At 72.4% G+C, this 24,597-nt stretch carries 20 protein-coding genes; 11 read left to right on the top strand and 9 right to left on the bottom strand.

What is annotated here, in order from left to right:
* The 8 genes from Q7L65_RS04030 to Q7L65_RS03995 all read left to right on the top strand — a co-directional run bounded on the left by Q7L65_RS04030 (position 1) and on the right by Q7L65_RS03995 (position 9,457).
* Complete coding sequence (locus Q7L65_RS04030) at positions 1-468, top strand: hypothetical protein (protein ID WP_304718956.1); 468 nt, start codon at positions 1-3, stop codon at positions 466-468.
* A 64-nt stretch (positions 469-532) separates the two neighbouring features.
* Positions 533-1,477 (top strand): TIGR03619 family F420-dependent LLM class oxidoreductase, encoded by a 945-nt coding sequence (locus Q7L65_RS04025; RefSeq protein ID WP_304719139.1) that lies wholly within the window; start codon positions 533-535, stop codon positions 1,475-1,477.
* A gap of 85 nt (positions 1,478-1,562) precedes the next feature.
* Positions 1,563-2,393, top strand: a complete 831-nt coding sequence (locus Q7L65_RS04020) for an SDR family NAD(P)-dependent oxidoreductase (RefSeq protein ID WP_304718955.1) — start codon at positions 1,563-1,565, stop codon at positions 2,391-2,393.
* A gap of 100 nt (positions 2,394-2,493) precedes the next feature.
* Complete coding sequence (locus tag Q7L65_RS04015; RefSeq protein WP_304718953.1) at positions 2,494-3,567, top strand: hypothetical protein; 1,074 nt, start codon at positions 2,494-2,496, stop codon at positions 3,565-3,567.
* Between the two features lie 14 nt (positions 3,568-3,581).
* Entirely contained in the window at positions 3,582-4,604 is a 1,023-nt protein-coding gene (locus Q7L65_RS04010; RefSeq protein WP_304718952.1) for a thiamine pyrophosphate-dependent dehydrogenase E1 component subunit alpha, read from the top strand.
* Positions 4,597-5,574, top strand: a complete 978-nt coding sequence (locus Q7L65_RS04005) for an alpha-ketoacid dehydrogenase subunit beta (RefSeq protein WP_304718951.1) — start codon at positions 4,597-4,599, stop codon at positions 5,572-5,574. The genes Q7L65_RS04010 and Q7L65_RS04005 overlap by 8 nt, the downstream gene beginning before the upstream one ends.
* A gap of 2 nt (positions 5,575-5,576) precedes the next feature.
* The gene (locus Q7L65_RS04000; RefSeq protein ID WP_304718950.1) at positions 5,577-7,691 is read left to right on the top strand and encodes a hydantoinase/oxoprolinase family protein; all 2,115 of its coding nucleotides are present in this window, start codon (positions 5,577-5,579) and stop codon (positions 7,689-7,691) included.
* A complete protein-coding gene (locus tag Q7L65_RS03995) occupies positions 7,691-9,457 on the top strand; it encodes a hydantoinase B/oxoprolinase family protein (RefSeq protein ID WP_304718949.1) in 1,767 nt (588 codons plus the stop codon). The genes Q7L65_RS04000 and Q7L65_RS03995 overlap by 1 nt, the downstream gene beginning before the upstream one ends.
* Positions 9,458-9,502: 45 nt before the next feature.
* On the opposite strand, the gene Q7L65_RS03990 is transcribed toward Q7L65_RS03995, so the two are convergent.
* Together Q7L65_RS03990 and Q7L65_RS03985 are read right to left on the bottom strand one after the other, a co-directional pair.
* Positions 9,503-10,417, bottom strand: coding sequence for an alpha/beta hydrolase (locus Q7L65_RS03990; RefSeq protein WP_304718948.1), 915 nt, complete (start codon positions 10,415-10,417; stop codon positions 9,503-9,505).
* A gap of 88 nt (positions 10,418-10,505) precedes the next feature.
* On the bottom strand, positions 10,506-11,336 hold the full coding sequence (locus tag Q7L65_RS03985) for an IclR family transcriptional regulator (RefSeq protein WP_304718947.1): 831 nt from the start codon (positions 11,334-11,336) through the stop codon (positions 10,506-10,508).
* Positions 11,337-11,457: 121 nt separating this feature from the next.
* Between Q7L65_RS03985 and Q7L65_RS03980 the strand changes: the two genes are divergently transcribed.
* On the top strand, positions 11,458-12,294 hold the full coding sequence (locus Q7L65_RS03980; protein WP_304718945.1) for an LLM class F420-dependent oxidoreductase: 837 nt from the start codon (positions 11,458-11,460) through the stop codon (positions 12,292-12,294).
* Entirely contained in the window at positions 12,291-13,250 is a 960-nt protein-coding gene (locus Q7L65_RS03975; RefSeq protein ID WP_304718944.1) for a cyclase family protein, read from the top strand. Before Q7L65_RS03980 ends, Q7L65_RS03975 begins: the two co-directional genes overlap by 4 nt.
* 56 nt (positions 13,251-13,306) lie before the next feature.
* On the opposite strand, the gene Q7L65_RS03970 is transcribed toward Q7L65_RS03975, so the two are convergent.
* The 4 genes from Q7L65_RS03970 to tkt form a co-directional block, all read right to left on the bottom strand.
* Positions 13,307-14,188 (bottom strand): aldo/keto reductase, encoded by an 882-nt coding sequence (locus Q7L65_RS03970; RefSeq protein WP_370552517.1) that lies wholly within the window; start codon positions 14,186-14,188, stop codon positions 13,307-13,309.
* A 117-nt stretch (positions 14,189-14,305) separates the two neighbouring features.
* Positions 14,306-14,593 (bottom strand): hypothetical protein, encoded by a 288-nt coding sequence (locus Q7L65_RS03965; RefSeq protein ID WP_304718941.1) that lies wholly within the window; start codon positions 14,591-14,593, stop codon positions 14,306-14,308.
* Positions 14,594-14,783: 190 nt separating this feature from the next.
* Positions 14,784-15,887 (bottom strand): transaldolase, encoded by a 1,104-nt coding sequence (gene tal / locus Q7L65_RS03960; RefSeq protein WP_304718939.1) that lies wholly within the window; start codon positions 15,885-15,887, stop codon positions 14,784-14,786.
* A gap of 34 nt (positions 15,888-15,921) precedes the next feature.
* Positions 15,922-17,952 carry a transketolase gene (gene tkt / locus Q7L65_RS03955; protein ID WP_304718938.1) on the bottom strand — a complete coding sequence of 677 codons (2,031 nt, stop codon included), beginning with the start codon at positions 17,950-17,952 and terminating at the stop codon, positions 15,922-15,924.
* A gap of 108 nt (positions 17,953-18,060) precedes the next feature.
* Here tkt and Q7L65_RS03950 point away from each other — a divergent pair, with 108 nt between their 5' ends.
* The gene (locus Q7L65_RS03950; RefSeq protein ID WP_304718937.1) at positions 18,061-19,086 is read left to right on the top strand and encodes an NADPH:quinone reductase; all 1,026 of its coding nucleotides are present in this window, start codon (positions 18,061-18,063) and stop codon (positions 19,084-19,086) included.
* A gap of 2 nt (positions 19,087-19,088) precedes the next feature.
* On the opposite strand, the gene Q7L65_RS03945 is transcribed toward Q7L65_RS03950, so the two are convergent.
* The 3 genes from Q7L65_RS03945 to Q7L65_RS03935 all read right to left on the bottom strand — a co-directional run bounded on the left by Q7L65_RS03945 (position 19,089) and on the right by Q7L65_RS03935 (position 24,535).
* Positions 19,089-20,771, bottom strand: coding sequence for an alpha-keto acid decarboxylase family protein (locus Q7L65_RS03945; RefSeq protein ID WP_304718936.1), 1,683 nt, complete (start codon positions 20,769-20,771; stop codon positions 19,089-19,091).
* A gap of 139 nt (positions 20,772-20,910) precedes the next feature.
* Complete coding sequence (locus Q7L65_RS03940; protein ID WP_304718935.1) at positions 20,911-22,833, bottom strand: potassium transporter Kup; 1,923 nt, start codon at positions 22,831-22,833, stop codon at positions 20,911-20,913.
* Positions 22,834-22,960: 127 nt separating this feature from the next.
* A complete protein-coding gene (locus Q7L65_RS03935; protein ID WP_304718934.1) occupies positions 22,961-24,535 on the bottom strand; it encodes a class I adenylate-forming enzyme family protein in 1,575 nt (524 codons plus the stop codon).
* Positions 24,536-24,597: the final 62 nt, after the last annotated feature.

Raw genomic sequence — 24,597 nt, 5'->3', positions numbered from 1 at the left:
ATGGCCGAGAACGTCTTTCAGGTCTTCATGGGCAGACACGCGCCCGTCGGTGATCTGGTCCAACACGCCGAGCAGGTCCTGTGGGTCGACAACGCGCTCGACCCCGTCATCAAGGAGCGGATGCGGATCGCGCTCGCGGAGGCGATCGGCTGCTCGTACTGCACGCGCTTTCGCACCGCCGAGGAGGGCGAGGCGATCATGGAGCGCGACGCCCAGCTGTCGGAGGCCGACCAGGCCCGCGCGGCGCTGGTCGAGCGCTATGCGGCCGCTGCCGTCGCGCCCGGCGGACCGTCCGACGAGCTGACCGTCGAGTTGCAGGGGCAGTTCAGCGAGGCGGAGTTCTCCGACCTGATCTTCAGCCTCGGCTGGTTCGTCGGGATGCAGCACGTCGGCCGGCTGATGCACTGGGACAACGCCTGCCCGGTCGCGCCGATCCGCGCGCTGGTCGAGGCCGGCAAGGCGGCCTAGTGGGCGCCGCGACGGCGAGCACCACGACGCGCCGCGCGCGCGGGGGCGCCCGGGCGGCGTGACGATGCGCTTCTCGCTGTGGCTCTATCCGTACGGTCGCTGGGGATCGCTCGAAGCGATGGGCGACGCCGCCGTGCTCGCCGAGCGGGCGGGCTTCGACAGCGTGACCGTCTCCGATCACGTCGTCTGCCCCGACGGCCCGAGCGCCGCCGGCGTCACGCCGGACTGGCCCGACTGGACGGTGCTCGCGACTTATCTCGCGACCCGCACGACGCGGCTGCGGATCGTCACCAGCCTCGTCGTGCCATACCGGCCCGTGCTCGTCTCCGCGAAGCAGATCGCGACGATCGACCAGCTGTCGGGCGGCCGCTTCACGCTCGCCGCGGCGGTCGGCTGGCTGGCGCCGGAGTTCGCGATGCTGGGCGTCGACCACGCCGAGCGCGGCGCGATCACCGACGAGTACCTGCGCGCGATGAAGGCGCTGTGGACGCAGCCGCGGCCGGCGTTCGCGGGCGAGCACGTGCAGTTCTCCGACCTCACGTTCGAGCCGCGCTGCGCGCAGGCGCCGCACGTGCCGATCTGGATCGCCGGCGGCACGGGGCCCGCGCCGCTGCGGCGGGTGGTGGAGCTGGGCGACGGTTGGATGCCGATGGGCGCCGCGCTGGACGACGAGCTGCGCACGACGGTCGTGACGCTGAAGGAGCGCGTCGCCGACGCCGGCCGCGACCCTGACGCGCTGACGATCCGTTACACGATCGGGATCGGCAGAGCGGAGCAGGAGCTGGACCGGCTCAGCGCCAGCATCGCCGCGCGCGACGACGAGCGCAGCGCGACGGTCCCCGGCGAGCCCGAGGCGGTCGCGGAGGCGGTCGCGCGCTACGCGGCGGCGGGCTTCAACGAGCTCGCGATCAACTTCGCCGGAACGAGCGCGGCCGAGGTCAACGAGCAGCTGAGCTGGTTCGGCGAAGCGGTCGCGCCGCTGGTGAACGGCGCCGGGAACGTGCGTTGAGCGGCCGCCGCGAGCAACGGCCCGAGGCGCATCGGCGCGACACGGCCGCGGTGCAACGGGTAACGAAGACGGAACGGAGACTGCGATGAGCACGCAAGCGGCACGTGGGACGCGACGCTCGCTGGAGGAGCGCGTCTGCGTCGTGACCGGCGCAGGCAGCGGGATCGGGCGGGCGAACGCGCTCGGGATGGCGGCGCGCGGCGGGTGGGTCGTCGTCAGCGACGTCGACCTCGACGCCGCGCGTGAGACGGTCGCGCAGATCGCGGCGGCCGGCGGCAGCGCCGAGGCGGTCCGTTGCGACGTCACCGACGGCGCGTCGGTGCAGGCGCTGATGGAGACGACGGTCGAGCTGTTCGGCGGGCTGCACGTGCTCAACGCCAACGCCGGCGTGCACGAGGCGGACGTCGCCGACGTGACGACGATCGAGCAGATGCCCGAGGAGACCTGGGATCGCATCTGCGACGTCAACCTCAAGGGCGTCTTCCTCTGCATGAAGCACGCGATCCCGCATCTGCGCGCGGCGGGCGGCGGCGCGATCGTCAACGCCGGCTCGACCAGCTCGTTCGTGGGCTATCCGATGGCACCGGCGTACTGCGCGACGAAGGGCGGCGTGATGCAGCTGACGAAGGTCGCCGCGATCGAGCTGGCGCCGTACGGGATCCGCGCCAACTGCTACTGCCCGGGCTCGATCGACACGCCGTTGATGGCCGGCTACCTCGACGCCGCCGACGATCGCGCCGAGGCGGAGTGGGCGGCGGCGGGCTCGCACCTCGTGCCGCGGCTCGGTCGTCCCGAGGAGATCGCCAACCTCGTCTGCTTCCTCGCCTCCGACGAAGCCTCGTTCGTGACCGGCGCCGCCTACCTCGCCGACGGCGGCTCGCTCGCCTGGCGCGGCTTCCGCGAGCGTGCGGCATGACCGTCGCCTTGACAGTCGCCGAGGCGCTGTTCATCATCCGGACGCATGTTCACATGTCGAGCATTGATCTTGAGAACGCTGTCACGACGGGGCTTGTGCGATGACCACCGGTAACGAACTGGCGCGTCCGGCGCGCATCGGGCTGTGCGGACTGGGCGGCATCGGCAAGGCCGTCGCACGCCTGCTGCTCGATCACCGCAGCGGCTACGAGCTGGTCGCCGCGGCGACGAAGGAGCCGGCCGACATCGGCCGCAGCCTGCGCGACGTGAGCGGCGCGAGCGCTCCGGGCGGAGGCGGCGACGTGGTCGTCGGCGACGGCCTCGAGCACGTGCTCGCCGCGCAGCCCGACGTGATCCTCTACATGACCGGCTCGTTCCTCAGCGCAACCGGCGACGACGTCGTCGCCGTCGCGCAGGCCGGCATCGACCTCGTCTCGCCCTGCGAGGAGCTGGCCTTCCCGTACGGGCGCTTCGCCGACGACGCCCGCCGGATCGACACCGCGGCACGCGCCGCCGGCGCGACGATCCTCGGCACCGGCGTCAACCCCGGCTTCATGTTCGACGCGCTGCTGGCGGCGGCGAGCGGCGTCTCGTGGGACATCCCCGCGATCCGCGGCCGCCGCGTCGTCGACGTCGCCGGCTTCGGCCAGAACATCCACCTGCGGCTGGGGATCGGCTACACGCCGCAGGAGTTCGAGTCCGGCCACGCCGACGGCTCGATCGCCGGCCACGTCGGCTTCCCGGAGTCGATCGAGCTGGTCTGCGCGCGGCTCGGCGTGCAGCTCGACGGCCCCGTGCAGGAGACGTTCGAGCCGATGGTCGCCGAGACCGACGCGCCGACGCTCTACGGCGCGGTCGCCGCCGGGCGCACGGAGGGCTTCGTGCAGCGCGCGGTCGGCAGCGTCGGCGGCGCTGCGTTCGTGCAACTCGAGCTGGTGCTGCACCTGCGTCCCGAGCAGGCCGGGATGAGATCGGTCGACCACTTCGAGATCGACGGCCTGCACCCTGTGCGGCTCACGCTCGACCCCGGCATGGACGCGATCCCCGCGACCGCCGCCCAGATCGTCAACAGCGTCCCCGGCGTGCTGCAGGCGTCGCCGGGGCTGAAGTCGGTGACCGACCTGCCGGCCAGCGCCGCCTGGCTCGGCGGGCTGCCGACGAAGGCGCCACGGTGAAGGAGATGGCACGGATGCAACGCGACAACGGCGGAGCGGTCACGGCCGAGGCGCTCACGGGCGCCGCGCTCGAGGCCGGTCTCGGCTACTACCGCGAGATGCTGCTCGTGCGCTCGGTCGAGGGCGAGATCGAGTCGCTGCACAGACGCGGCCGGATGCACGGATCGTTCCATTCCTCGATGGGTCAGGAGGCGTGCGCGGTCGGCGTCTGCGCCTCGTTGCGGCTCGCCGACATCGTCACCAGCACCCACCGCGGCCACGGGCACGCGATCGCGAAGGGCGTCACCGCGCACGGCATGATCGCCGAGCTGTTCGGCCGCTCCACCGGCGTCAGCGGCGGGCGCGGCGGCTCGATGCACCTGCATCAGCGCGCGACCGGCTTCTACGGCGAGAACGCGATCGTCGCCGGCGGCCTGCCGTGGGCGGCCGGCGCCGCGTGGGCGCGCAAGCGCGCCGGCACCGACGACATCGCCGTCGCGTTCATGGGCGACGGCGGCTTTGCGCAGGGCGTCACGCACGAGGTCCTGACGATGGCGCGCTACTGGGAGAGCCCGCTGCTGATCGTCTGCGAGAACAACGGCCTCGCGCACTCGATGCCGGCCGATCGCCTGTGGGGCGACCCCGGTCGGATCGCGTCGATGGTCGCGGCGAGCGGGGTCCGCTCGGAGTACGTCGACGGAACCGACGTGTTCGCCGTCGCCGAGGTCGCGCGCGGGCTCGTCGAGCACGTCCGCACCGGCCAGCCGGCGTTCCTGGAATGCGGCGTCTTCCGCGTGCGCCCGCACAGCATCTCCGACGCCGACTACCTCTACCGCTCCAGAACGGCCGGCCAGGAGTGGATGGACGCGCACGATCCGCTCGCGAAGCTGCGCGGCCGGCTGGGACCGGAGGCGGGGGAGCGGCTCGACGCGATCGACCGCGACGTCGCCGCCGAGGTGGCCGCCGCCTCCGCGCAGGCCGAGGCCGACCCGCTTGCGTCGACGTCGGACGCGACCCGCAACCTGTACACGACTCCGGAGCTTGCCGCCCGTGCCTGAGCTGAAGTTCGCCGAGGCGATCCGCGCCGCGATCGACGCCGAGATGACCGCTGACGAGAACGTCGTCGTGATGGGGGAGGAGATCGGGCCGCTCGGCGGCGTCTTCACCGTCACGCGCGGCCTGCAGGAGAAGCACGGCGAGCATCGCGTGATGGACTCGCCGATCTCCGAGAACGCGCTCGTCGGCTGGTCGATCGGCGCCGCCGTCGAGGGGATGCGGCCGATCGTCGAGATCATGTTCTCCGACTTCGTCTTCCTCGCGCTCGACCAGATCGTCAACCTCGGCGCGAAGGTGCGCTTCATGAGCGACGGGCAGTTCAGCGTGCCGCTCGTGATCCGCATGCCGGGCGGCGGCGGCACCAACCACGGCCCGCAGCACTCGCAGAGCCTCGAGACGCTGTTCGCGCACGTCCCCGGCCTCGTCGTCGCGCTGCCCAGCAGCGCCGACGACGCCTACTGGATGATGCGCGACGCGGTCCGGCTCGACGATCCCGTGATCTTCCTCGAGAACAAGAACCTCTACTTCCGCGAGAGCGCCGAGGTCGACGAGCAGGGCGGACCGCGCGGCTTCGGCGCGCGCGTGCGGCGCGCGGGCGCCGACATGACCGTCGTCTCCGCGGGGCGCATGACCGGTGCCTGCCTGCACGCGGCCGAGCAGCTCGCCGGCGAGGGGATCGACTGCGAGGTCGTCGACCTGCGCTACATCTGGCCGCTGGACACCGACACGATCGCGACCTCGCTGCAGAAGACCTCGCGGCTGGCGATCGTGCACGAGCCGGTCGAGTTCTGCGGCTGGGGCGCGGAGGTCGCGGCGTGGGCCGCCGACAAGCAGTTCGACCAGCTCGACGCGCCGATCGCGCGGCTCGGCTCGCTGCGCAGCCCGATCCCGTACGGGACGCGGCTGGAGGACGAGGTCGTGCCGACGCCCGACAGGATCGTCGACTTCCTGCGCGACGCGGCGGGACGCTGACGATGCGCTTCGCGGTCGACACCGGCGGCACCTTCACCGACCTCGTGATCGAGGATGACGACGGGCGCCTGAGCGTCCACAAGAGCTCGACCGTCCCGTCGGATCCGGTCCAGGGGATCCTCGACGTGTTCGCGGTCGCCGCCGACGCGCGCGGCGTCACGCGCGCGCAGCTGCTGGACGCGGGCAGCACGCTGATCCATGGCACGACGCGCGGCCTCAACGCGGTGCTGACCGGCAACACCGCTCGCACCGCCTTCCTGACGACGGCCGGGCATCCCGACATCCTGCTGCTGCGCGAGGGCGGGCGCAGCGACATCTTCGACTTCAGCCAGCCGTATCCCGACCCCTACGTGCCGCGGTCGCTGACGTTCGAGGTGCCGGAGCGGATCGGGGCCGCGGGCGAGGTCGTGACAGCGCTCGACGAGGCCGCGGTCGTCGCGCTGGCGGCGCGGCTGCGCGCGGCGGAGGTCGAGGCGATCGCCGTCTGCCTGTTGTGGTCGATCGCCAACCCGGCGCACGAGCTGCGCGTCGAGCAGCTGCTGGCAGAGCAGCTGCCGGACGTGCCCGTGACGCTGTCGCACCGCCTCAACCCGTGCATCCGTGAGTACCGCCGCGCCTCGGCGACCGCGATCGACGCGTCGCTGAAGCCGGTCATGACGCAGTACATCGGCGGGCTCGCGCGGCGGATGCAGGAGGCCGGCTTCGACGGGCGCCTGCTGATCGTGACCTCCTCCGGCGGCGCGCTCGACGCCGCCGACGTCGCCGCGGCGCCGATCCACTCGCTCAACTCCGGTCCGTCGATGGCGCCGGTCGCCGGCCGTCACTTCGCCGCGCTCGACGCCGACGCCGAGATGGCGATCGTCGCCGACACCGGCGGCACCAGCTACGACGTCAGCGTCGTGCGCCGCGGGCGGATCCCGTGGTCGCGCGAGACGTGGATCGGGCGCCCGTACTTCGGCCACATGACCGGCTTCCCGTCGGTCGACGTGCGCAGCGTCGGGGCCGGCGGCGGCAGCATCGCCTCGGTCGACGCCGGCGGCATGCTGCACGTCGGCCCCGAGTCGGCCTACGCCGATCCCGGCCCCGCCTGCTACGGCCGCGGCGGCACGCGCCCGACGACGACCGACGCCTGCCTCGTGCTCGGACTGCTCGATCCCGACTACTTCCTCGGCGGCCGTTCGCGGCTCGACCTCGACGCCGCGCGCGCCGCCGTCGAGCAGCACGTCGCGCAACCGCTCGGCCTCGACGTGGAGGCCGCCGCCGCGGCGATCGTGCGGCTGGCGACCGAGCGGATGGTCAGCGCGATCGAGGAGATCACGATCCACGAGGGGATCGACCCGGCGCGCGCGGTGCTCGTCGGCGGCGGCGGGGCGGCGGGCTTCAACACCGTCGCGATCGCGCGGCGGCTCGGCTGCGCCGAGGTGATCGTGCCGGCGCTCGGGCCGGCGATCAGCGCGGCGGGCGCGCTCATCTCCGACCTCTCGCGCAGCTTCGAGATCCCGTTCGCGGCGACCGACGCCGGCTTCGACGAGGCCGGCGTCGACGACGTCCTGCGGCGGCTGGAGGCACAGGCGCAGGCGTTCATCGACGGCCCCGGCGCGGGCGCGGTCAGCAGCACGATCGAGTTCTCCGTCGAGGCGCGCTATCCGCACCAGGTGTGGGAGCTGGAGATCCCGCTCGCCGGCTCGCGCGTGCACGGCGGGGAGGCGCTGCAACGGCTGCGCGACGGCTTCCACGCGGTCCATCGCGAGGTCTTCGCCGTCGCCGACGAGCGCTCGGCGATCGAGTTCACCAGCTGGCACGCGCGTGCCCGCTGCCGCCTCGCCGAGCCGGCCGCCGTGCAGGCCGCGCACGTCGAGCAGGCGCCCGGCGAGCGGCGCATCCACCTGCCCGAGAGCGGTCCGGTCGACGCGCAGGTCTGGCGGCTGGAGGCGATCCCGCTCGACGCCGTGCTGAGCGGCCCGGCGATCGTCGAGACGGCGACGACGACGGTCGTGATCGACGACGGCGCGAGCTTCCGCCGTCGCCCGAGCGGGACGCTGCACATCCGGCCGGGCAGGGACGCGGCCGCGTCGCTCGCGCTGCCGGCCAACGCGAACTCGAACGGGATGGGCTGATGAGCGCGATCGACGGGGTCCAGATGGCCGTCCTCAGCAACCGCTTCAACGCGGTCGTGGCGAGCATGATGAACACGATCTTCCGCTCCAGCCGCTCGGGCGTGCTCAACAGCGCGCACGACTTCTCCTGCTGCGTGATCAGCGCGGAGCACGAGCTGGTGATGGGGGCCGAGAGCCTGCCGATCCACATGATGAGCGGACCGGACCTGATCTCGCGCGCGATCAAGCAGACGCATCCGGACCTGCGTCGCGGCGACGCCTTCCTGCACAACAACCCGTACAACGGCAACTCGCACCCGGCCGACCACGCGCTGCTGGTGCCGGTGATCGACGACGACGGCGTGCACCGCTTCTCGGTCCTCGCGAAGGCCCACCAGGCCGACTGCGGCAACTCGCAGCCGACGACCTACATGGCGGCCGCGACCGACGTCTACAACGAGGGCGCGCTGCTGTTCGACGCCGTGCGCGTGCAGAGCGACTACGCCGACAACGACGACATCCTGCGGATGTGCAGACTGCGGATCCGCGTGCCGGAGCAGTGGTGGGGCGACTACCTCGCGCTGCTGGGCGCGGTGCGGATCGGCGAGCGGCGGCTGCTGGAGCTGGGGGCCGAGCTGGGCTGGGAGACGCTGGCGGCGTTCGTCGGGCGCTGGCTGGACTACAGCGAGGCGCGGATGGGCGACGCGATCGCGGCGCTGGAGCCGGGGCGCTTCAGCGCGGTCACCCATCACGATCCGGTGCCGGGCGCGCCGGACGGGATCGCGGTCACCGCGCACGTCGACGTCGATCCGGGCGCGCGCGCCGTGCGCGTCGACCTGCGCGACAACGTCGACTGCCTCCCGAACGGGCTCAACCTGACGACCTCGACCGCGCGCACCGCGGCGATGGTCGGCGTCTTCAACAGCATCGGCGCGGGCGTGCCGCCGAACGCCGGCAGCTTCCGCCGCGTCGAGGTCGCGCTGCGGCGCAACTGCGCCGTCGGCGAGCCGGTCCATCCGCACAGCTGTTCCGCGGCGACGACCAACCTCGCCGACCGCGTCGCCAACGCGGTCCAGCGCGGGATGGCGGAGGTCTCCGAGCAGGTCGGCCTGGCGGAGGCCGGGCCGGTCATCCCGGCCGCCTCCGCCGTCGTCTCCGGCAACGACCCGCGCCGCGACGGCGTCGCGTTCGTCAACCAGATCTTCCTCGCCGTCACCGGTGGCGCAGGCGCGCCGTCGACCGACGGCTGGCTGACGATCTTCCATGTCGGCTGCGGCGGCATGCTGCGTCGCGACAGCGTCGAGATCGCCGAGATGACCCATCCGCTGCGCGTCTTCGAGCAACGGCTGCTGCCGGACACGGAGGGCGCGGGGACGTTTCGCGGTGCGCCGTCGGCGTACGTCGAGTACGGCCCGGTCGACACCTCGCTCGTGGTCGCCTACGGATCCGACGGGGCCGAGCATCCCGCGCTGGGTGCGCGCGGCGGGCTCGCCGGCGGGCCGACCGAGCACTACCGGCTGCGACCCGAGTCGGGCTTTCAGACGCGCGAGCCGCTGCCGGCGATGGGCTTCGTCGAGCTGGCCGACGGCGAGCGGATCGTCTCGATCACGGCCGGCGGCGGAGGCTACGGCCCGCCCGCCGCGCGTCCGCCGCAACGGGTGCGCGCGGACGTGGTCGAGGGCTGGATCACCGCTGCGCGCGCGCGAGACGTGTACGGCGTCGCGCTGACGGGAGACGAGTCGACGGTCGACGAAGCGGCGACCGCGGAGCTTCGGGCGGGGGTCTGAAGGCGCGCGCGGGTGGCCCGGACTGCGGCCACCCGCGCGCGGGTCCTACAGGTGGGTCTCGAACCAGTCGGCCGCGATCTCGGCGACTGAGCGGCGGGTGTCGTCGTCGTCGTAGAGGCTGAGGTGGTTGGAGTGGGGGACGATGTGCAGCTTCTTGCGCTCGCCGGGAATCGCGTCGAACGCCTCGGCGGCGAAGTCCCAGTGCGTGTGGTCGTCGCCCTCGGCGAGGCACATCAGCGTCGGCGTCGCGAGCAGCCGCGAGAGGAACGGACGCACGCTGTAGGCGAGCAGCAGCTCGGTCGAAGCGGCCGTCGCGTCGCCGACGTAGCCGGGCGCGGGTCCGGCCTTCAGCCGCGCGAAGGTGTCGCGCGAGCGCGGGAACGGGAACGTGCCGACGGCGCCCAGCTCGACCGGCTGGTGGTCGATGTAGGTGTGCTCGCCCGTCTCGTACAGTCTCGTGCGCGCCGCGGCGAGCGCGGCGTTGAGCGCCCGCAGGCTGACCGTGCCGTGGCTCGTGCGCAGGTTGTCCCAGCCGTCGATCACCGGCACGACGGAGCAGATCGCCTTCACGCGCGGATCGGTCGCACCGAGGATCAGCGCGTGGCCTCCGCTGTAGGAGATCCCCCACGCGCCCAGCCGTTCGGCGTCGACGTCCGCGCGCGTCTCGAGGTAGGAGATCGCGTTGCGGTAGTCCTCCAGTTGCGCCCACGGGTCGATGTGTCGGCGCGGTTCGCCTGTGCTGCCGCCGAAGCCGCGGTAGTCGACCAGCAGCGCGGCGATCCCGTTGTCGGCGAGCACCTCGCCGAACAGCGGCATCGCGACCTCCTTCACGTAGCACCAGCCGCCGGCGAGCACGACCGCCGGGTGCGGGCCCTCGCCCGCGGGCAGGTAGAGGAGCGCATCGAGGCTCTCGCCATGGCTCGGGATCGTCAGCGAGAGTGGGCGGGCGGATGTCGTCACCGGGGTCGGCCTCCTGTCAGCGTGCACATGATGCGTGCATCGGCACGCATCGTGAACACTATAGGGACGCAGGAGCCGCTTGGCCAGGTCAGCCGACGTCGACCGCGAGCTGCTTGGCGAGCGCGCTGATCGCGTCCGCCGCCTCGATCACCTGCGTCGAGAGGCGCTTCTCCTCGCCGGGCGCGAGCTCGTGCGCGACGGAGACGTTGATCCCCGCGATCGGGCGTCCGGAGACGCCGAAGACCGGCGCCGCTATCCCGCGCACGCCCAGCACGATCTCCTCGTCGTTGAGCGCATAGCCGCGGTTGCGCGTGCGGCGCAGCTCGGCCATCAGCCGGCGGCGGTCGGTGATCGTCTTCGGCGTGACCGCCTCGACGGCGCCGGAGTCGAGGATCCGCTCGACCTCGTCGTCGGGCAGGTAGGCGAGCATCGCGCGCCCCATCGAGCTCGACGTGCTCGGCAGGCGGCTGCCGACGAACAGGCGCAGCGCCAAGAGGCTGTCGTTCAGCAGCCGCGAGACGTAGACGATCTGCGCACCGTCGAGGAGCGCCATGTTGACGGTCTCGCCGGTCGCGTCGCGCAGCTCGCTGAGGTAGGGGCGCGCGAGGTCCGGCAGCTCGTGCGCCGCCAGTGCGGCCTGCGCGAGGCTGACCGCCTTGAGCCCCGGACGGAAGGTTCGCGGGCGTGTCTCCTCGAGGTAGCCGAGCGACAGCAGCGTCTGGCAGAAGCGGTACGCGGTGGCCCGGTTGAGGCCCGACAGGTTGGCGATCTCGCTGGCCGTCAGCGCCGGCCGCTGGGCGCCGAACAGCTCGAGGATCCCGAGCGCCCGCGAGACCGACTGGATGCCGTTGACGCCATCCTTGCCCCTGCTCTCGTCGGCGATCTCGCCGTTGCTGCTGTGACTCTTGGTTCTCGCCATCGTCTCGCCTTCGCACCCTACGACCTCGCGCGAGGCCGTGTCCAGTTGCAAGCCGTGTCCGCGCGACGTTCGCGCGGCCCCTTTCTTCACTATACGTGCACTAGCGCGTATAGTGAACAAGATGGCGATGACGTTCGGCGTTTCGATGTTCCCGACCGATGACGGTCTGCCACCGGCAGAGCTCGCGGCGCTCGCCGAGGAGCTCGGCTTCGAGTCGCTCTTCTTTCCCGAGCACACGCACATGCCGGTCGACCGCAGATCGCACTTCAAGCCCGAGGGCGGCGAGCTGGCGAGCGAGTACGCGCGCACGCTCGATCCGTTCGTCGCGCTGATGGCCGCGGCGGCTGCGACCGAGCGGCTGCTGATCGGCACCGGCATCTGCCTCGTCGTCCAGCGCGACCCGATCACGACGGCGAAGGAGGTCGCGACGCTCGACCTGCTGTCGGGCGGTCGCTTCCTGTTCGGCGTCGGACTGGGCTGGAATCGCGAGGAGATGCGCAACCACGGCACCGACCCGCGCACGCGCACCGCGCTGCTGCGCGAGCGGATCGAGGCGATGCAGGCGATCTGGCGCGAGGACGAGGCGAGCTACGACGGCCGCTTCGTCGCGTTCGAGCGGATCATGGCGTGGCCCAAGCCGCTGCAGCGCCCGCACCCGCCGATCCTCGTCGGCGGAACCGGCCCGACGGTGCTCGAGCGCGTGCTCGCGTACGGGGACGAGTGGCTGCCCGAGCCCTCCGACGGTCTGCTCGAGCGGATGGTCGAGCTGCAGGAGCGCGCCCGCGCCGCCGGACGCGATCCGGTCCCGATCACGGTCTACAGCGCCAGACCCGAGGACGTCGCAAGCTATGAGGCCGCCGGTGCGCATCGCTGCGTCTTCTGGCTGCCGGCGCGCGATCCCGACGGCGCGCGCCGCCGGATCCGTGAGCTGGCGCAGGAGCTGGGGTTGGCCGCATGAGCCTGCTGGGCGCGGACGAGCCGCTCGTCTACCCGGCGCTGCAGGAGCGCGACGGGCGCCGCGTCTCGCGCAGCCCGTGGGGGCCGGACGACGTGATCGGCCGGCTCAACTGGATGACGCCCGCCTCGCAGGCGGCCGCGCTCGCGGGCGCCGACGCGGCGCGCCCGTTCGACCTCGCCGTCGACCACTTCCCCGGCATGCCGTCATGGCTGCAGGCGGGCGATCCGAAGTACGACATCTGGATGACGCACACGCCGTCGGGCGAGGTCGCCGACGCCCCGCCGGGGCCGCAGCGGGAGCAGTTCGAGCGCAATGCCTACGCGGGCTCGGCGATCACGATGTACACGCACGTCGGCACCCACGTCTGCAGCCTGCTCCACATCGGCTACGACGGGCTCTTCTGGAACGGCCGCAGACAGGCGGACGACCTCGGCAGCCGCGCGTGGCGCGAGGGCGGCGCGCTGCCGCCGATCGTCGCGCGCGGCGTCCTGCTCGACGTCGCCGGGCTGCACGGCGCCGGCTCCCTGCCGGACTCCTACGACATCGGCCCGGCGGATCTGCGCGCGGCCGCCGCCCGCGCGGGCGTCGAGCCGCAGCGCGGCGACGTCGTGTTCGTGCGCACCGGCCGGATGGCGCGCTGGCCGGACGCCGAGGGCTTCATGCGCAACCCGCCCGGGATCGGGCTGGAGGCGGGGCGCTACCTCGCCGAGGAGGTCGGCGCGATGTGCGTCGGCGTCGACTGCGGCGGCGAGACGATGCCGCCGCGCACGCCGGGCGAGTTCCTGCCGGTCCACGCGTATCTGCTGGCGACCGCGGGCGTGACCGTGTTCGAGAACCTCTGGCTGGAGCAGCTCGCCGCCGCCAGGGTGCACCGCTTCGCGCTGCTCGCGTTCCCGCTCAAGCTGCGCGGCAGCACCGGCCTGCCGCTGCGGCCGGTTGCGCTGCCGCTGACGTGAGCGGGCAAGCGACGGGCGGGCGGCCGGCCGGCGATCGCCCGCGTCGCCCACCGCCCTCAGTGCAGCGGGTCGCCGGCTTCCTGCACGTCGGCGAGCGCGGCGAGGTCGTCGTCGTCCAGCACGACGTCGCCCGCGGCGAGGTTCTCCTCCAGGTGCGCGACCGAGGTCGTGCCCGGGATCAGCAGGATGCGGTCGTAGCGGGCCAGCAGCCACGCGAGCGCGATCTGCGACGGCGTCGCGCCGTGCTTGGCGGCGACGGCGGCGATCGCGGGGTCCGCGGCGAGCTTGCTCGGGCCGCCCGAGAACGCTGAGCCGAGCGGGAAGAACGGCACGAACGCGACGGCGTGCTCGCGGCAGAGGTCGAGCAGCGGCTCGGCGCTGCGGTCGAGGATGCTGTACCCGTTCTGGATCTCGCCCAGCTCGACCAGCTCCAGCGCGCGCCGCGCGCCCTCGAGCGAGACGTTCGAGACGCCGATCAGGTCGAGCTTGCCCTCGTCGCGCAGGTCCTGCAGCGCGCCGAGCTGCTCGGGCAGGGGGACGCCCGGGGCGCCGCCGTCGCCGAAGACGCGCAGGTTGACGAGGTCCATCCGCTCGACGCGCAGCGCGCGCAGGTTGTCCTCGACGCCCTGGCGCAGCTCGTGCGGCTCCAGCGCGGGCAGCCAACCGCCTCTGTCGTCGCGCCGCGCGCCGACCTTCGTGACGAGCTTCAGCTGCTGCGGGTACGGGTGCAGCGTCTCGCGGATCAGGTCGTTGACGACGTCGGGACCGTAGTACTGCGAGGTGTCGATGTGGTCGACGCCCAGTTCGATCGCGCGGCGCAGGACGGCGCGCGCGGCGTCGGGATCGCGCGGCGGGCCGAACACGCCGGGCCCGGCGAGCTGCATCGCGCCGAAGCCGATGCGTCCGATCGGCTTGTCGCCGAGGAAGGAGGTGCGGATGTCGCTCATGGCAGGGAGTCTGCACCAGCGCCCGCGATCTCAACCGCGCGAGGTCGTTCATCAATTGAGCGATGCGGCGGGTCCGGCGCAAGCACCGGACCCGCGCAATCGATCACATCACCAGTGGCAGGTCGCCTGGTTGATGTTGTTGCGCCAGAAGTATCCGGTCGGCTGGCCGTTGCCGTGGCCTCTGTAGTAGTCCGGGCCGGCGAAGCCCTCGATGCGGAACCCTGCGCCGGTGCCGAGTAGGTACCAGGCGTAGCCGTCGGCCGGCTGGGATAGGACCCAGTAGCCCTCCAGCGTGTTGCAGACTTGTCCGATCTCGGCGGCCTGTGCGGCAGCGGGCATCGCGAACGCCATCGTCGCGAACGCGCCGGCCAGCAGCGCCTTCCATCGATTCCTCATGAAAGCGACTCTCTCTGACTTGATGATGGACGAGGTTCTCCGCGCGCGGTCGTGACGACGGCGCGGAGTCAGGCACGCTGCGAGGCCCCGAGCACAGATATTTCTGGCAGATCCATGGACCCGTTGTCAAGTCGATTGACGCTGAAGCAGTTCGTCAATCAGCCGAAACGCGATTCGCTGACCGCGACGGTCACGCGCCGGCCGTCGCCTCGCGCTTCTCGCGCAACCCCTCCAGCAGCTCGTCGAAGGCGGTCGCGAACTTCTCGACGCCCTCGCGCTCGAGCGTGTCGGTGACCTCGTCGTAGCTGACGCCGGCCGCCTCCAGCTCGTCGATCACGCGGCGGGCGCCGTCCAGCTCCAGCTCCAGCCGCGGGGTCGGTCTGCCGTGGTCCTGGAACGCGCGCACGGTCTCCAGCGGCATCGTGTCCACCGTGTCGGGGCCGGCCAGCTCCTCGACGTACATCGTGTCGCGGTAGGCGGGGTTCTTGACCGACGTCGAGGCCCACAGCACGCGCTGCGGCGTGGCGCCCTTGTTCGTCAGGTACTCCCAGCGCTCGCCCGTGAAGGCGCGCTTGTAGTGCTGGTAGGCGAGCCGCGCGTTGGCGATCGCGAGTCTGCCCTTCAGCCGCTCGGGGCCGCCGATCTCGTCGAGCCGGCGGTCGGCCTCGGTGTCGATCCGCGAGACGAAGAAGCTCGCGACCGACGCGATTCCGGCCGGGTCGCCGCCCTCGGCGACGAGCCGCTCGAGCCCGCGCAGGTAGGACTCGACGACCTCCTCGTAGCGTCGCAGCGAGAAGATCAACGTGACGTTGATCGAGATGCCTGCCGCGGTCGAGTCCTCGATCGCGGCCAGGCCCGGCTTCGTCGCCGGGATCTTGACCATCAGGTTGGGGCGGTCGACGTCGTCGTGGATGCGGCGCGCCTGCTGCGCGGTCGCGAGCGTGTCGTAGGCGAGGCCGGGATCGACCTCCAGCGAGACGTAGCCGTCGCGCCCGCCGCCGCCGTCCCAGACCGGCCGCAAGAGGTCGCAGGCGTCCTGGATGTCGCGCGTCGCGAGCGCCCAGAACGCCGCGTTCACGTCGGTCGCGTCGCCCAGCTCGCGCAGCTGCTGGTCGTAGGCGTCGCCCTCGGCGAACGCCTTCTGGAAGATCGACGGGTTCGAGGTCGCGCCGACGACGGCGTCGTGGTCGATCAGCGCGGCGAGCTGGCCGCCGTGGATCGAGTCGCGCGAGAGCGCGTCGATCCAGACGCTCTGGCCGAGTGCCGAAAGGCGGTGCAGTGGGGACGAGGTCATGTGCGGATCCCTTTCGAAAGTGCTGGCTGGCGGCTCAGGTGGCGCGCTGCAGCAGCGCGGTGGCGCGGTCGGCGATCGCCTCGGGCGTGAAGCCGAGCTCCTCCAGCACGCGCGTGCCGGGGGCGGAGGCGCCGAAGCGGTCGACGCCGAGCGAGTCGCCGCGGTCGCCGACCCACTTCGCCCAGCCGAGCGTGACGCCCGGCTCGACGGACAGGCGCGCGCCCGTCTCACGCGGCAGCACCTCGTCGCGGTACGCCTGCGTCTGCGCCTCGAACAGCTCCCAGCAGGGCATCGAGACGACGCGCACGCGCGTGCCGCCGGCCGCGATCGCTCTGCCGGCCTCCAGCGTCGCTGGCAGCTCCGCGCCGGTCGCGATCAGGATCAGCTCGGGAGCGCCGCCGCCGGCGTCCGAATCCCACAGCACGTACGCGCCGCGCTCCAGTCCGTCGGCCGCGGCGACCTCGGTGCGGTCGAGCGTCTCGATGTTCTGGCGCGACAGCGCGAGCGCGACCGGGCCGTCCTGGCGCTCCAGCGCGACGCGCCACGCGACCGTCGTCTCGTTCGCGTCGCCGGGGCGGATCACCCACAGGTCCGGGATCGCGCGCAGCGCCGCGAAGTGCTCGACCGGCTGGTGCGTCGGGCCGTCCTCGCCGAGGCCGACGGAGTCGTGCGTGAAGACCCACACGACCGGCAGCTTCGACAGCGCCGAGAGGCGGATGCTGCCGCGCATGTAGTCGGAGAAGATGAAGAAGGTCGAGCCGTACGGGCTGACGATCCCGCCGTGCGCCGCGGCGCCGTTGACGATCGCGCCCATGCCGTGCTCGCGGATCCCGAACGGGACGTTGCGGCCCGCGTGCACGCGCGAGAACTGGCCGCCGCCGACGAACGTCGTGCGGGTCGACTCGACGAGGTCGGCCGCGCCGCCGAGCATCGTCGGCGCGTACGGCGCGAACGCCTGCATCACCTTGTTGCCGGAGGCGCGCGAGGCGAGCTTCTCGCCGGCCTCGAAGACGGGCAGCGCCTCGCGCCAGCCGTCCTCCAGCTCGCCGGCCCAGGCGCGCTCCCATTCGGCCTTCAGGTCGGGGTGCTCGCCGCCCCAGGCGTCGAACGTCTGCTGCCATGCCGTCTGCGCGGCGGCGCCCTGCTCGCGCAGGTCCATGTGCTCGTAGACGTCGTCGGCGACGGCGAAGTGCGCGTCGGGGTCGAAGCCCATCACCTCCTTCGTCGCGCGGACCTCGTCCTCGCCGAGCGCCGCGCCGTGGCTCTTGGCCGTGTCGACCGCGTTCGGTGCCGGGTAGGCGATGTGCGAGCGGACCTTGATGAAGGTGGGGCGCTCGGTCTCGTCGCGGCCGGCCGCGAGCGCGGCAGCGATCTCGTCGAGGTCCTCGGAGTCGTCGACCGATAACGTGTGCCAGCCGAGCGCCTCGAACCGCTTGAGATGGTCCTCGCCGTTGAACGAGATCTCGGTCGTGCCGTCGATCGTGATGCGGTTGTCGTCGTAGCAGAGCACGATCTTGCCGAGGCCGAACTGTCCGGCGATCCCCGCCGCCTCCTGCGAGATCCCCTCCATCAGGTCGCCGTCGGAGCAGATCGCGTAGACGTGGTGGTCGACCGGGTGGTGGCCGCCGGGCCGGTTGTAGCGCTCGGCGAGGAAGCGTTCCGCGAGCGCGAGGCCGACCGCGTTGCCGACGCCCTGGCCGAGCGGGCCGGTCGTCACCTCGATCCCCGGCGTGTGGAGGCGCTCCGGGTGGCCGGGCGTGCGCGAGCCCCACTGGCGGAACTGTTTCAGATCGTCCAGTTTCAGGTCATAGCCTGTGAGATGCAACAGCGAGTACTGCAGGACGCACGCGTGGCCGGAGGAGAGCACGAAGCGGTCGCGGTCCGGCCACGCGGGGTCGGCCGGATTGGCGTGCAGGAATCGGGTGAAGATCGTGTACGCCAGCGGGGCGAGCGCCATCGCCGTGCCGGGGTGGCCCGCGTTCGCCTTCTGCACGCTGTCCATCGCGAGCGCGCGGATCGTGTCGATCGAGCGGCGCGTGACGTCGTGGTCGTCGGTCATGTTCATTCGGCTGCCCGTTGCGAGCTCTGCTCAACCCGAGCTGGGCCGCGTGGACGCGCCTATAGTTCGTCATGAACCGAACCGAACGTGAATCCAGCGAAGCGAGTGATGCGCATGAAAGCGATCGTCTACACCGAGACCGGCGACCCGTCGGTCCTCACCCTCGTCGAGCGCGAGGCGGCCGCGCCGGCCGCTGGTGAGGTCCGCGTGCGGATCGTCGTCTCGGCGGTGAACCCGACCGACTGGAAGTCGCGGCGCGGGAACAGAGGGTCGCTGCCATATGCGGAGAACGTCCCGAACGTCGACGGCGCGGGTGTCGTGGACGCGGTCGGCGACGGCGTCACGCATGTCGCGCCCGGCGATCGCGTGTGGATCTTCCTGGCGGGCTATCAGCACCCGGGCGGCGGGACCGCGCAGGAGCTGACGGTGCTGCCGGCCGAGCGCGTCGTCGCGCTGCCGGACGGCATCGGCTTCGACGTCGGCGCCAGCCTCGGCGTGCCGGCGATGACGGCGCACCGCGCGCTGACGGTCGGCGAGGGCGGGCCGACGCGCCTGAGCCCGGGCGCGCTCGCGGGCAAGACGGTGCTGGTCGCGGGCGGCGCCGGCGCGGTCGGCCACGCCGCGATCCAGCTCGCGCGCTGGGCCGGCGCGACGGTGATCACGACGATCAGCGGGCCTTCGAAGGCGGCGCTGGCGCTCGCCGCCGGCGCCCACCACGCGGTCAGCTACCGCGCGGACGACGCCGCGCAGCAGATCCGCGCGATCGCTCCCGACGGGGTCGACCTGATCGTGGAGGTCTCGCCCACCGCGAACGTCGGCCTGGACAACGCCGTGCTCGCCAACCACGGCACGATCGCGATCTACGCCAACGACGGCGGCGACGAGATCACGGTCCCGATCCTGCCGGGGATCGTCGCCAACATCCGCTACCAGTTCCTGCTCCTCTACACGGTCGGCCCCGCGGCGCTCGCGGCCGCCGCCGAGGACATCACCGCGGCGCTGCGCGACGGGGCGCTGCCGGTCGGAGAGGAGGCCGGCCTCCCGCTCCCGCGCTTCCCGCTCGAGCGCACCGCCGATGCGCACGCGGCGGTCGAGGGCGCGGTCGTCGGGAAGGTGCTGATCGACGTCAGCGAGGGGTAGGGTCAGTCGCGGCGCTGATTCGCCTGCGCCGCCGCTTCGGCCACCTTGCGCAGCAGCGGCGGGACGTCGTGCGGGTCGAGGACGGCCTGCACGAACGTCAGCCGCTGCGGCTGCGCGGCGGCGTGCGCGAGCGCGTCGGCCAGCTCGCGGCCGCTCGTGACGCGGAAGGCGGTGTGGTCGGCGTCGGCCGCTCCGAGGACGGCGGGCAGCGCGCTCCACCGCCACGGCGCGATCTCGTTGTAGCGCGCGTTCGGACCGTGGATCGCGCGCTCGACCGTGTAGCCGGCGTTGTCGACGACGACGATCAGCGCGGGCACGCGCGAGCGGACGATCGAGCCCAGCTCCGCGATCGTCATCTGCGCGGCGCCGTCGCCGATCAGCAGCACCGGTCGCCGGTTGCGGTCGGCCAGCGCGGCGCCGTAGACCGCCGGCAGCGTGTAGCCGATCGACGCCCACAGCGGCTGCCCGATGAAGAGCGCGCCACGCGGGAGCGGATGGTTGCCGATCCCGTAGAAGGCGGTGCCCTGGTCGGCGAGCACGACGTCGTCCGACCGCAGCGCGACCGCGACGGTGTCCCACAGGACCGCCTGGGTGAGCGGGGCGTCGGTGGGGGTGGGGGCCGCGCGGGGTGGCAGGGGTCTGACGGAAGCCGGTCTCACGAGACCCGTGCCATCCCGGGTGACCACCTCCCTGATCGCGTTCAGTGCGTCGCGCATCTCGACGCCCTCGTGCACGACCCCGGCGACGAGGGCGGCGTGCGGGAGCAGGTCGATGCGGCGGCGCTCGTCGAGGTGCTGGCTGAAGAAGCCGCTGATCAGGTCGGTGAAGTAGACGCCCGCGGTGACGATCCGCTCGGCGCCCTCGACCGCGGCGAGCACCTCCGGCTCGCTGGCGGCACCGATGTAGGTGCCGACGAAGCCGTCGCCCTGCTCGTCGATCACGCGCCGGCCCCACAGCAGCGAGGAGTAACGGAGCCCGCCCGCGTCGATCAGGGCGTGCAGCTCGCGCTCGGCGTTCGCGCGGTTGACGAGCACGTCGGCGAGCACCAGCGGCGCCGCCGCGCCCGCGAGCTGCAGCTCGACCGCCTGGCGGAATGCTGCGAGCCGGCGGGGATCCGATTCGCGCGTGCCGTGGTCGAGCGGTTGCGCGGGCGGCTCGGCCGGCGCCTCGGCGACGTCGGTCGGCAACGACAGATAGCCGGGCCGTCCCTCTCGCAGAATCGCACCGAGCACGCGGTCGATCTCGGCGGTCGCGGCCGGCATGCTCAGCAACGCCTGCGCGACGGTGATCTCCGCGTGCATCCGCAGGGTGTGCCCGAAGTCGCCGTCGCCGAGCGTGTGGTGGGTCGGGCGCCCGGCGGCCTGCACGTTCGTCGCGGGCGAGCCGACCAGTTGCAGCAGCGGCACGTGCTCCGCATATGCGCCCGCGATCGCGTTGATCGCGCTCAGCTCGCCGACGCCGAACGTCGTGCAGACGACCCCGAGCCGCCGCACACGCGCATATCCGTCGGCCGCGTAGCCGGCGCCCAGCTCGTTCGCCGTCCCGGCCCACTCGATCGCCGGATGCGCCTCGACATGGTCGAGCAGCCCGAGCGTGAAGTCGCCGGGAACCCCGAAGATCGTGTCGACGTTCAGCTCCGCGAGCCGGTCGAGCAGGTAGTCGGCGACGGTGTAGGCGCTGGGCATGGCGAGAGGATGCCACGGGGCCAGCGTGTGCGCCTCGTCGCGCGCGAGCGCAGCTGCGGAAGGCCCGCGCGCCAGCGGCGTGCGCCGGGGCCGAAGCGGTCGACCAGGCGACGTTCGAAGCTGTCGCCGAGCGGCCGCATCAGAAGGTGATCTGCGCCCCCATCGTCACGACGCGCTCGGCCGGCAGGCGGAAGTAGTCGGCGGGGCTGGCGGCGTTGCGCGCCATGCCGACGAAGAGCGCCTTGCGCCAGCGCGCCATGCCGGGGGAGCGGTCCGGGACGATCGTGATCGAGGAGAGGAACCAGGTCGCGTGGTAGGGGTTGAAGTCGACCTCGAGGCCCGCGCCTGTCGAGCGCGCCCGCAGCAGCGCGCGCGGCACGTCCGGGCTGTCCTGGAAGCCGAACCTCAGCGTGATGTGGCTGAAGTCGTCTCTGTCGTCGCCGAGCGTGTTGAAGCTGATCCGCTCGCTCTCGGGGACGTGCGGCGTGGTCGTCGTGACGACGGTGACGATCACGATCTTCTCGTGGATCGCGTGGATGCGGTCGACCGTCACGCGCAGCGCCAGCGGGGTCGTCGTTCTGCTCGGGTTGAGGTAGATCGCCACACCGGGCAGCTGCTTGATGAACGGGCTGCGGTTGCGCATCCGCGCGATGAACTCCAGCAGCGGCCCCTCCGCCTTCACGCGCGCGGCGGTGACCTCTTCGCGGCCGCGATCCCACGTCGTCAGCAGCAGGAAGACGATCGCGCCGACCAGCAGCGGGAACCAACCGCCGTGCGCGATCTTCGTCACGTTCGCGGCGAGGAACAGCAGGTCGACGGTGACGAAGCCGAGGACGCCCGCGACGACCATCCACAGCGGCCGGCGCCACAGCACGCGCAGCACGACGAGGAACAGCACGGAGTCGATCAGCAGCGTGCCGGTGACGGCGATCCCGTACGCGGTCGCGAGCTTCGCGGAGGAGCCGAAGCCGACGACGAGCGCGAAGACGGCGACGAACAGGCCCCAGTTGACGGCCGGCACGTAGACCTGGCCGATCTCGCCCTCGGACGTGTGACGGATCGTCAGCCGCGGCAGGAAGCCGAGCTGGACCGCCTGGCGCGTGACCGAGAACGCGCCCGAGATCACCGCCTGCGAGGCGATCAGCGTCGCGACGGTCGCGAGCGCGATCATCGGGATCCGTGCCCAGTGCGGGAACAGCAGGTAGAACGGGTTGGAGATCGCGTCCGGCTGCGCGACGATCAGCGACCCCTGGCCCATGTAGTTGAGCGTCAGGGCGGGGAAGACGACGAGGAACCACGCGCGCCGGATCGGCTTGGCGCCGAAGTGGCCCATGTCGGCGTACAGCGCCTCCGCGCCGGTCACCGCCAGCACGACGGAGCCGAGCGAGATGAACGCGATCCCCGGGTGGTCGACGAAGAACTCCAGCGCGTAGTGCGGCGAGAGCGCGCGCAGGATCGCGGGGTGGTGGATCAGCCGGCCGATGCCCGCGGCGGCGAGGACCGTGAACCAGACGACCATCACGGGGCCGAAGAGGCGGCCGATCACCTCGGTGCCGAAGCGCTGGATCAGGAACAGGCCGGTCAGCACCACGAGCGTGAACGGCAGCACGAACTGCTCCAGCCCGGGTGCGGCGACCTCGATCCCCTCGACGGCGGACAGGACGGAGATCGCGGGCGTGATCATCCCGTCGCCGTAGAACAGCGCGACGCCGAAGAGCCCGGCTATCACGAGCGCGGCCTTGACCCACGGCCGTCTCAGCCGCGCGCGCCGCACGAGCGCGACGAGCGCCATGATCCCGCCCTCGCCGTCGTTGTCGGCGCGCATGATGAACGTCACGAACTTGATCGAGACGATCAGCGTGATCGACCAGACGACGAGCGAGATGATCCCGTAGACGTCCCCCTCCGTCGGCTTGACGGCGCCGTCGTCGGCCGCGAAGACGGCGGTCAGCGCATACAACGGGCTCGTGCCGATGTCGCCGAAGACGACCCCGAGCGCCCCGAGCGCGAGCGCGAACGGAGCGGCATGGCCATGGCGTTCCTGTGCGCGCGGGTCGGACACCGGCGCGACACCTTACGGGGTGCGTCCCAGCGGGCGCCGCGTCGCGGCATTCCGGGCGCTTCGCCGGGGCGTCAGCGCCTCGGGCGCCGGTCGTCGCCGACGAGGGGTCGCGGTGCCGCGTCGGCGCTCAGCGCGCGCCGGCGCCCGCCTCGTGCACGTGCTCCTCCGCCATCCGCTTCAGCCCGACGCGGTCGATCTTGCCGGTCGGGTTGAGCGGCATCTCGCCGAGGAAGACGACCTCCTCGGGCGCCTTGTAGCCGACGCGCTCGCGGCAGAAGAGGATCAGCTCGTCGGCGGCGGGGCGCGCCGTCTGCGGCCGCAGCGTCACGTACGCGCGCACGTTCTCGCCGTGCACGACGTCGTGGATGCCGACGACGCCGACGAGCGCGACGGCCGGGTGCTCCATCAGCGCGCCCTCGACCTCGCGCGGGCTGATGTTGGAGCCGTCGTGGACGATGATCTGCTTCTTGCGCCCGAAGAACCACAGGTAGCCGTCGTCGTCGGCGTGCGCGAGGTCGCCGGAGTCGATCCAGCCGTCGCGCAGCACCTCCGCGGTCGCCGCGGGATCCTCCCAGTAGCCGGCCATGCGGCTGCGCGTCCTGATCCACACGCGGCCGACGGCGCCCGTCCCCAGCAGCCCGTCCGAATCGTCGCGGATCGAGATGCAGAAGCCGTCGATCGGGCGTCCGATCGAGCCCTGCTTGATCACGCCGGACGGCGGGTTGACGGTCGCGAGGCCGACCTCGGTCATGCCGTAGCCCTCGTCGAGCGGGATGCCCGCGAGCTGGGCGAACTCGCTCAGCAGCTCGGCCGAGACCATGTCCGAGCCGGTGCGGCACAGTCGCAGCGACGCGAGGTCGCCGGCGCTGACGTCGTGGTCGCGCACGAACGCCGCCAGCGCCGCGGGGACCATCGCCATGAACGTCGGCCGGTGCGCGCGCAGCAGCGGCAGCACCTCGTACGCGTCGTAGCTGCGCGCGACGATCACCTGCGCGCCGACCGACAGCGCCGCGAACGACCACAGGAACGAGCCGACGTGCGACATCGAGGAGGCGGGCAGGGCGACGTCGTCGGCGCTCAGCTCCAGCCCCGCGGCGCAGCTGGCGAACATCCAGCGCAGCGTCTCGTGCGTGTGCGTGACGCCCTTCGCCGGGCCGGTGCTGCCGGAGGTGAAGAAGATCACGGCCGCGTCGTCCGGCGCCGGCGGCGCGCCGTCGAGCGCGAGCGGCGGGGCGTCGAGCAGCGCCTCGAAGCCGTGGCGCGCACCGGGCAGCTCGCCGCCGTAGGCGATCGTTCCCTGCGGGAGCGTCGCGGCGAGCCGGCTGGCCGCGAGGTCCTCGGCGCGCTCGGCGTGGACGAGCAGCGCGCCAGCGCCGCTGACCTCCAGCGCGTGGTCGATCTCGCGGGCGGTGTAGCGGTAGTTGAGCGGCGTCGCGACGACGCGGGCCTTGAAGCAGGCGAGATAGTGGACGAGCAGGTCGATGCGGTTGGGCATCAGCGACGCGAGCCGGTCGCCGGGCGCCAGTCCGAGCTGGCGGTAGCGCGCCGCGAGCGCGCTGCTCTCGTCGTCCAGCGCGCGCCACGTCAGATGGCGCACGGCGGAGATCGCGGCGAGCCGGTCGGGCCCCGCCGCGAGACCCGCGCGCAGCAGGTCGTGCGGGGCGACGGACGGCGGGGGGAGCGGGCGACCCTCGATCAGCATCGCGACACTCTACGAAACCGGGGATGCGCCGTGAGACGGATGCGGCTACGCTCGGGCCGCTC

This window comes from Conexibacter sp. CPCC 206217 (genome assembly GCF_030646165.1).
Lineage (GTDB): Bacteria > Actinomycetota > Thermoleophilia > Solirubrobacterales > Solirubrobacteraceae > Conexibacter.
Note: the sequence above shows the minus strand (reverse complement) of the source record. Positions and strands in the feature narration are given on the sequence as shown.